Genomic DNA, 8,828 nt, shown 5'->3' on the forward strand with positions numbered 1-8,828 from the left:
CGTCATCTACACCTCCGGTTCCACGGGAAGCCCGAAGGGTGTCGTGCTGGACCGGCGGGCGCTGGCCCGATTCGTACACGCGGCAACCGAACTCACCGGAATCGACACCGCAACGCGGCTGCTCGCGGTCACCACGCTGTCCTTCGACATCGCCGTGCTGGAACTGTTCGTCCCGCTGTGCGCGGGCGGCACCGTCGTCCTCGCCGACGACGACACCGCACGCGACCCGGCCGCGCTCGCCGACCTCCTCGCCGCCGAGGCGGTCACCGTCATGCAGGCGACGCCGTCGCTGTGGGGAGCGGTGCTCGACCACCCCGGTGCGGACCTGACGTCGGTCGCGGTCCTGGTCGGCGGCGAGGCGCTGCCCGCCCCGGTCGCGGTCGGTCTCGCGGCCCGCGCCCGATCGGTGACCAACATGTACGGCCCCACCGAGGCCACCGTGTGGTGCACATCCGCGCCGGTACCGGCGCGCGGCGCGTGGTCCGGGTCCATCGGCGGCCCGTTCCCCGGCACCGAGGTCCGGGTGCTCGACCGGTTCCTGCAGCCCGCCGCGGTGGGGGCGGTCGGCGAACTGTACGTCGCGGGACCGCAACTGGCGCGCGGCTACCGGGGGCGGCCGGACCTGACCGCCGCCCGGTTCGTCGCGGACCCGGTGGGCGGCGGACGGCTGTACCGCACCGGCGACCTGGTCCGCTGGAACGCGGACGGGCACCTGGACTACCTCGGCCGCGGCGACGACCAGGTCAAGATCCGTGGGCATCGCATCGAACTCGGCGAGATCGAGACCGTCGCCGCGACCCTCGACGCGGTCGCGGCCGCGGTCGCGCTCGCGCGGCCCGACGCCACCGGTGCCGTGCACCTCGTCGGGTACCTCACCGCGGCCGACGGCGCCGTCGTCGACCCGGACGCCGTGCGGGCACACCTGGCCGCCGCGCTGCCCGGCTACATGGTGCCGACGGCGCTGATCGTCCTCGACGAATTCCCGCTGACCCCGAACCTGAAGATCGATCGGAAGGCGCTGCCCGCACCGGATTTCGGTGCCGTCGACACCGGCCGCGAGCCCGCCACCGGCACCGAGCTGGCCCTGGCGGGCCTGTTCGCCGACCTCCTCGGCCAGGGCAGCCCCGGCGTCGACGCGGACTTCTTCACCCTCGGCGGCACCTCGCTGTCCGCGACCCGCCTGCTCGCCAGGATCGCGGCAACGCTCGGGGCGACCCTGTCGCTGCGGGACGTGTTCGAGGCGCCAACCGTCGCCGGGCTCGCCGCGCTGGTCGACGGCTCCGACGCACCGCTGACCGGACCCGCGGCACTGCCCCGTCCGGCCGTCGCCCCCCGCGCCGAACTGATGCCGCTGTCCGCGGCGCAGCAGCGACTGTGGTTCCTGCACACCGCGAACGGGCCCTCCGCCACCTACAACGTGCCGTTCGTGCTGCGGCTGCGCGGCCGGGTCGACGAGGACGCGCTGCGCCGGGCGCTCGCGGCGCTGATCGCGCGGCACGAGGTGCTGCGCACCGTCGTCGTCGACCGTGACGGCGCCGGTGCCGCCCGGATCCTTCCCGCCGACACCACGATCGACCTCCGGGTGGTCGACCTCGCGGACGCGGACCTGGAGGCGGCGCTGGCCGCGGCGGCGCGGGTGCCGTTCGACCTGTCCCACCAGATCCCGCTGCGCGCCCACCTGGTGCGCCCCGCCGCCGACCGGGCGGTGCTGCTGCTGGTGATCCACCACCTCGCGGGCGACGAGTGGTCGGCCGGTCCGCTGCTGTCCGACCTGGCCGCGGCCTACTCGGGCGCCGCGCTCCCGGACGCACCGGATCGCATCCAGTACGCCGACTACGCGGCCTGGCAGCACGGCACCCCGACCCGTGCGGAGTCGCTCGACTTCTGGCGGGCAACGCTGTCCGGGGCACCCGAGGAATCGGCGCTGCCCCGCGACCGGCCCCGGCCCGCCGTCCCGACCCACCGCGGCGACGACGTGTGGTGCCGCGCCGGCGCCGACATCGTCGCGGGCCTGCGCGGGCTCGCCGCGGCAACCGGAACGACGATGTTCATGGCCGCCCACGCCGCCACCGCGGTGCTGCTCGCAAAAGTCGGTGCGGGAGAGGACATCATCCTCGGTGCCCCGGTCGCCGGACGCGGCGTCGCCGGCGTCGAGGACCTCGTCGGACTGTTCGTCGACACCGTCGCGCTGCGCGTCGACCTCGCGGGCGACCCGAGCCTCGCCGACGTCCTGGCCCGGGTGCGGCGCACCGACCTCGACGCCCTCGCCCACCAGGACGCGCAGTTCGACGACGTCGTCGACGCGGTGGGCGGCACCCGATCCCTGGCCCGGCACCCGCTGTTCCAGACCCTCGTCCAGCACCGCACCCCGCACCGCGCCCCCGCCTTCGCCGGACTCGAGGTCGAACCGTCCTACCTCTCGACCGGCACCGCCAAGTTCGACCTCACCTTCGAGTTCGTCGAGTACCCGGACCGGCTGGACGTGCGGATCGAGTACGCCCTCGACCTGTTCGACCGGGCCACCGCGGAGGCGCTGGCGCGGCGGCTGCACGCGGTCCTCGCCGCGTTCGCCGCCGACCCCGCGGCGAGGCTGCGCGAGGTGGACGTGCTGCTGCCCGCGGAACGGGACGCGCTCACCCCGACCGCGACGCCCGGCGGGTCGACGCCGCTGCCCGCACTGCTCGACGCCGCCGACGCCGAGTTCGGCGAGCGGGTGGCCCTCGTCGCCGCCGGGGTCGAGCACGGCTACGCCGCCGTCGCGGCGCGGGCGAACCGGGCCGCACGGGACCTGATCGCCCGCGGCGTCGGCCCCGGCGACATCGTCGCGGTCGCCGCGTCCCGGACCGCGGCGACCGTCGTTGCCCTGCGCGCGGTGCTCGCCGCGGGCGCCGCCTACCTGCCGATCGACCCCACCTACCCGGCGGCCCGGATCGAGCACATGCTCACCGACGCGGCGCCTGCGCTGGTGCTCGTCGACGCGGGCAGCGCCGCGCTGATCGCGGCGCTGGCGGGCGCCGCACCGCTCGTTGCGCTGCCCGACCTCGAGGACGCCGCGGCGGGGCGGGCCGCGGGCGCGCTCGGCGACGATGAGCGGATCCGCCCCGTCACGGGCGCCGACCTCGCCTACGTGGTGTACACGTCCGGATCCACCGGGACCCCGAAGGGGGTCGCGGGAACCGCTGCGGCCCTGGCCAACCGGCTGCGCTGGCAGTGCGACCTGTTCGCGCACGACGGCGCGGACGTGCGGCTGGCGAAGAGCTCGCTGAGCTTCATCGACGGATCCACCGAACTGCTCGCGGGCCTGCTGTCGGGGGCGCGCCTGGTGCTTGCCGACGACGACACCGCTCGGGACGCCGCCGCGCTCGCCGCGCTGATCGCCGAGCACCGCGTGACCGGGGTGACCGCGGTCCCCGGGCTCGCCGCGGTCCTCGCCGAGCATGCGGCCGGGCCGACGGGTCTCGGCGTGCGGACCTGGTTCCTCAGCGGGGAGCCCCTCGAGGCGCGGGTGGTGGACGCCCTGGCGGGCGACGGCGTGACGATCCACAATTCGTACGGCTCCTCGGAGGTTGCCGGCGACGTGAACGTGTGGGCCGCGACGGGCACCGAGCGGGTGCTGATCGGCGCCGCGATGCCCGGGGTCGACGAGTACCTGCTCGACCCGTACCTGTGCCCGGTCCCGGACGGTGTGGTCGGGGAGCTGTACGTCGGCGGCGTCCAACTCGCCCGCGGCTACCTCGGCAGGCCCGACCTGACGGCGTCCCGCTTCGTCGCGAACCCGTTCGGTGGCGGCGACCGGCTGTTCCGCACCGGTGATCTGGTGCGCCGCACCGCCTCCGGTGCGCTCGCCTTCGTCTCCCGCGCCGACAACCAGGTGAGTCTGCGCGGGTTCCGGATCGAGCCGGGCGAGGTGGAGGCGGCACTGACCTCCCACCCCGCCGTCGACCGGGCGCTGGCGATGGTGCGGCGCGGGGCGACCGGAGCCGACCAGCTCGTCGGGTACGTGACCGGGGCCATCGACCAGGCGGCCCTGCGGAACCACCTGCGGAACCTGCTGCCGGACTACATGATCCCGTCGGTCTTCGTCGTGCTGGACGCGGTGCCGACGCTGCCCAACGGGAAGGTCGACCGGGACGCGCTGCCCGCACCGAGCCGGTCCGAGCAACGCCGCGAGCCGGCCACGGTGGCCGAGCGGGAGTTCTGCGCCGTGGTCGCGGACCTGCTCGGCCTGCCGGCCGTCGGCCCGGACGAGGACTTCTTCGCGCTCGGCGGCAACTCGCTGCTCGCCACCCGACTGTCGGCGTCGCTCCGGTCCCGGCTGGGCCGGGAGGTGAGCATCCGGGAGGTCTTCGACCTGCGCACCCCGGCCCGGCTCGCGGCGCAGACCGGTGCCGCGGCGACCCGGCCCCCGCTGGTGCCGCGCGAGCACGGCGACCTGTCCCCGATGTCCGCCGCGCAGGGCAGGCTGTGGTTCCTGTTCCAGCTCGAGGGGCCCAGCGCCACCTACTCCATCCCGTTCGCGATGCGGCTGCGCGGCGGGGTGGACGTCGAGGCGCTGCGGGGGGCCCTCGGTCATCTGCTCGCCACCCACGAGGGGCTGCGGACCGTCTTCACCGCGGGCGACGGCCACATCGGGTTCCAGCGGGTGCTCGAGGTCGACGACGTCGAGGTGCCGCTCATCGTCGCCGACGTCGCCGCCGCTGACCTCGACGCGCGCCTGGTCGCGGAGACCGGGTATCCGTTCGACATCACCACCGAGCTGCCGCTGCGGGCGGTGCTGCTGCGCACCGCCGCCGATGACGCGCACCTACTGCTGCTGGTGCACCACATCGCCGCCGACGAGTGGTCGGCGCGGCCGCTGATCGCCGACCTCGCCGCCGGGTACTCGCACCTGCGCGGCGCGGACACCGCGCTGCCGCTGCCGCCCCCGGTGCGGTACCGCGATGTCAGCGTGTGGCAGCCCGAGGTGCTCGGCGACCCGGATGACCCGGGCTCGCTGGTCGCCGCGCAGCTCGACCACTGGCAGTCGGTGCTCGCCGGGCAACCGGAGGAGCTGACGCTGCCGTACGACCGGCCCCGGCCCCCGGTGTCGAGCTACCGCGGCGGCGCGGTCCCGTTCGAGGTGGACCCGGGCACCACGCGCGCCCTGGACGCGGTCGCCGCCGCCGCTGGCGTCACCCGGTTCATGCTCGTGCACACCGCGGTCGCGGTGCTGCTGCGGGGTCTCGGTGCCGGGGACGACGTGGTGGTCGGCTCGCCGGTCGCGGGCCGCACCGACACCGCCGTCGAGCGGGTCGTCGGCTTCTTCGTCAATACCCTGGTGCTGCGCACCGACCTCGGCGGCGACCCGACCGTCACCGACCTGCTGGCCCGGATCCGCGCAACCGACCTGGATGCCTATGCGCACCAGGATGTTCCGTTCGATCAGCTGGTCGAGCGGATGGCGCCCGCCCGGTCTCTCGCCCGGCAGCCGCTGTTCCAGGTGCTGGTCCAGTACCGCGACGAGATCGACCCGATCACGATGGCCGGACTCGACGCGGCACCGGTGTTCGTCGAGACCGGCACCGCGAAGTTCGACCTGACCTTCGAGCTCGCCGCCGCGGACGGCGGCGGCCTGCGCGGGCGGGTCGAGTACGCGGACGACCTGTTCGACCACGCCACCGTCGAGGCGTTCGCGGCCCGGCTGCGTCTGCTGCTGCGCGGGATCGCGGACCGTCCTGGGGCGCGGCTGTCGGCACTCGACCCGCTCACCGGCGCCGACCGCGCCGCGCTCGCCGCAGCGGAATCCGGTCCTGCGGTACCGGTCCCGGACCGGACGCTGCCGGAGCTGTTCACCAGGCAGGTCGCCGACACCCCGGATGCGCTCGCCCTGATCGTCGACGAGACCGGGCAGGAGGTGACCTACGCGCAGCTCGACGCGGCGGTCGCTGCCCTCGCCGGGCAGCTGACCGGCGCGGCGGGCGGCGTCGTCGCGGTCGCGGTGCGGCGCAGCGCCGCCCTGGTGGTCGCGCTGTTGGCGATCCACCGGGCCGGTGCGGCCTACCTGCCGCTGGATGACAGCTACCCGGCGGAACGGTTGTCCTACATGGTCTCCGACGCGGACCCCGCCCTGGTGCTGCGCGGGCCCGATGTCGCCCCGCTCGACGTCACGGCGCCGGTCCTCGAGATCGACGCGGACGGGCGGGTGCTGCGCGAGGCCCGGACCGGGGGCGGTGCGCGGCGCCCGGTGGTGCACCCCGACGCGGCGGCCTACCTGCTCTACACCTCCGGCTCCACCGGACGACCGAAGGGCGTGCTCGTCTCGCACCGCGCGATCGGCAACCGGCTGGCGTGGATGCAGGCCGAGTACGGGCTGGCCGCGGGGGATCGGGTGCTGCAGAAGACGCCCTCCGGATTCGATGTGTCGGTCTGGGAGTTCTTCTGGCCGTTGATCACCGGCGCCACCCTCGTGGTGGCCCGGCCGGACGGGCACCGCGACCCGCGCTACCTGCGCGAGGTGATCGACCGCCGCGCGGTCGGCACCGTCCACTTCGTGCCGTCGATGCTGGCGGCGTTCCTCGACGAGCTCGCCGAATCCGGCGGACCGCGGCCGCGTCTGGCGCGGGTGCTGTGCAGCGGTGAGGCGCTCACCGCCGACCACCGGGAGCGGTTCCATGCGCTGGTCGACGCGGAACTGCACAACCTGTACGGGCCGACGGAGGCCGCGGTCGACGTCACCGCCGCCGCACTGGAACCCGCCGGAGCGGGCTCGTGGGTGCCGATCGGGCGGCCGGTGTGGAACACCCGGGTCGTCGTCCTCGACGACCGGCTGCGCCGGGTGCCGCCCGGGGTGGTCGGCGAGTTGTACCTGGGCGGCGTGCAATTGGCGCGCGGGTACCACGACCGGCCCGCGCTGACCGCCGACCGGTTCGTCGCCGATCCGGACGGCACGGCGGGGGAGCGGCTCTACCGCACCGGGGACCTGGTGCGGTGGCGGCCGACGACAACGGCGGGCCGGGAGCCGGTCCTCGCGCTCGACTACCTTGGTCGCACCGACGGCCAGGTCAAGCTCCGTGGCCAGCGCGTCGAACTCGGCGAGATCGAGTCGGTGCTGCTCGGCGACGAGGCGGTCGGGCAGGCGGTGGTCGTTGCCCGGGCCGGGCGCCTGTGCGCCTACGTCGTGCCCGCCGCCGGTCGCGCGGTTGCGGCGCCGGACCTGCTGGCCGCCGCCGCGATCTCGTTGCCGGAACACATGATCCCGACCGCCGTGACGGTCCTCGACGCGCTGCCGTTGACCGCGAACGGCAAGCTGGACCGGGCCGCGCTCCCGGACCCGGCGCTGCCCGACACCGCGCAGCGGCGCGCCCCGGACGGCCCGGCGGAACAGGCACTGTGTGCACTGTTCGCGGAGGCGCTGCGGCTGGACGAGGTCGGCGCCGACGACGACTTCTTTCTCCTCGGCGGGGACAGCATCATCTCGATCCAGGTGGTCAACGCGGCGGCCCGGCGCGGCATCAGCTTCGGGCCGCGGGAGATCTTCCAGTGGCGGACCCCGGCGGCGCTGGCCAGGGTCGCCGAGTTCGCGCCCGCAGCTGCGGGCGCCGACACCGGGCCCCGCGACGCCGCGGAGACCGGACCGCTGCCGGTCACCGCGCTGGTGCACCGGGCACGGGAGGCGGGCGTTGGCCCGGCCGGGATCGGGGCGGTCCTGACGATCGCGACCCCGGCGGGCGCGGGCCGCGCGGAGGTGCTGGCGGCGCTCGGTGCGCTGATCGACCTGCACGACGCGCTGCGGCTGCGACTGACCCGGGTGGCGTCGGTGCTGTGGTCACTCGAGATCGGGGAGCCGCCGCTCCCGGTGGAGGTGCTCGCGGACGGGGACCCGGCGCACCCCGGCCCGGACGCCCTGGTGGCGGGTCTCGACCCGGAGGCGGGCCGGATGCTGGCCGCCGCGTGGCGGGATGCGGGCGCCGACGGCGGCGAACTGCGGCTCGCGGTGCACCCGTTCGCGGCGGACGACCGGTCGCTGGCGGTCCTGCGCGACGACCTGCAGCGCCTGCTGCACGGCGAACCCGTCTCCCGGCCCGCCGCGACCGCGCATGGGCTCGCCCATCGGGTCAACGCGCGGGCCCAGGATCCCGCGCTGATGGCCGAACTCGCGCACTGGTCGCAGGTGCTCGCCCCCGGCGGTGCGCTGCGGCTCGGCGTGCCCGCGGTCCCGGTGCCCGGCCCGCGCGGCGAGGTCGTCGTCGCGGCGGACGCGCCGGACGTGCCCGCCGCGGACCGGGAGGCGCTGGCGTTGACCGCGCTCGCCGCCGCGGTCGCGGAGTGGCGGGGTGCGGCGGGGGAGCTGACCGTGGAGCTGCGGCGGGATGCGCCAGCCTCCGGCGAGCCGGACCCCGACGACACCGGCACGGTCGGGCCGTTCGAGGTCGGCGTTCCGGTCCGGCTTCCCGATCCGACCGGGCCGTCGGTGCTGGCCGCACTGGACGCGGCGCCGTCCGCCGCGGGTTACGGCATGCTCCGGTACCTGAATGCGCAGACGGCGCCGGTGTTCGCGGCGTTGGCGCGCCCGGAGGTGAGCCTGCGGGTGGCGGACGCTCGCCTGCCCGGGCAGGCGGCCGTCGACCCGCGCCAGCTGGACGTCACGGTGGCCTTCGCCGCGGATGGTTCTGGGGTGACCGTCCGGCTCGACCACGACACCACCGCGGTGCCGGAGGCGGACGCACGGGTGATCGCCGCGGCCGCTGCCGCGCGGATCGGGACGATCGGGACGATCGGGACGCCGGGGAGGACGGGATTGAGTACCGTGTCCTAGTTTGGTTAGGCTAACCAGAACTTCTGGTGGGTGG

The 8,828-nt window shown here is 75.5% G+C and carries 1 protein-coding gene; it reads left to right on the forward strand.

All coding sequences use genetic code 11. The features are described 5' to 3' along the window. Window positions 1-4: 4 nt before the first annotated feature. Window positions 5-8,794: an amino acid adenylation domain-containing protein gene (locus ACWF62_RS00005; protein WP_452629271.1), complete on the forward strand. Its 8,790-nt coding sequence runs from the start codon at window positions 5-7 to the stop codon at window positions 8,792-8,794. Window positions 8,795-8,828 lie beyond the last annotated feature (34 nt).

This window comes from Rhodococcus sp. NPDC054953, from assembly GCF_053609225.1.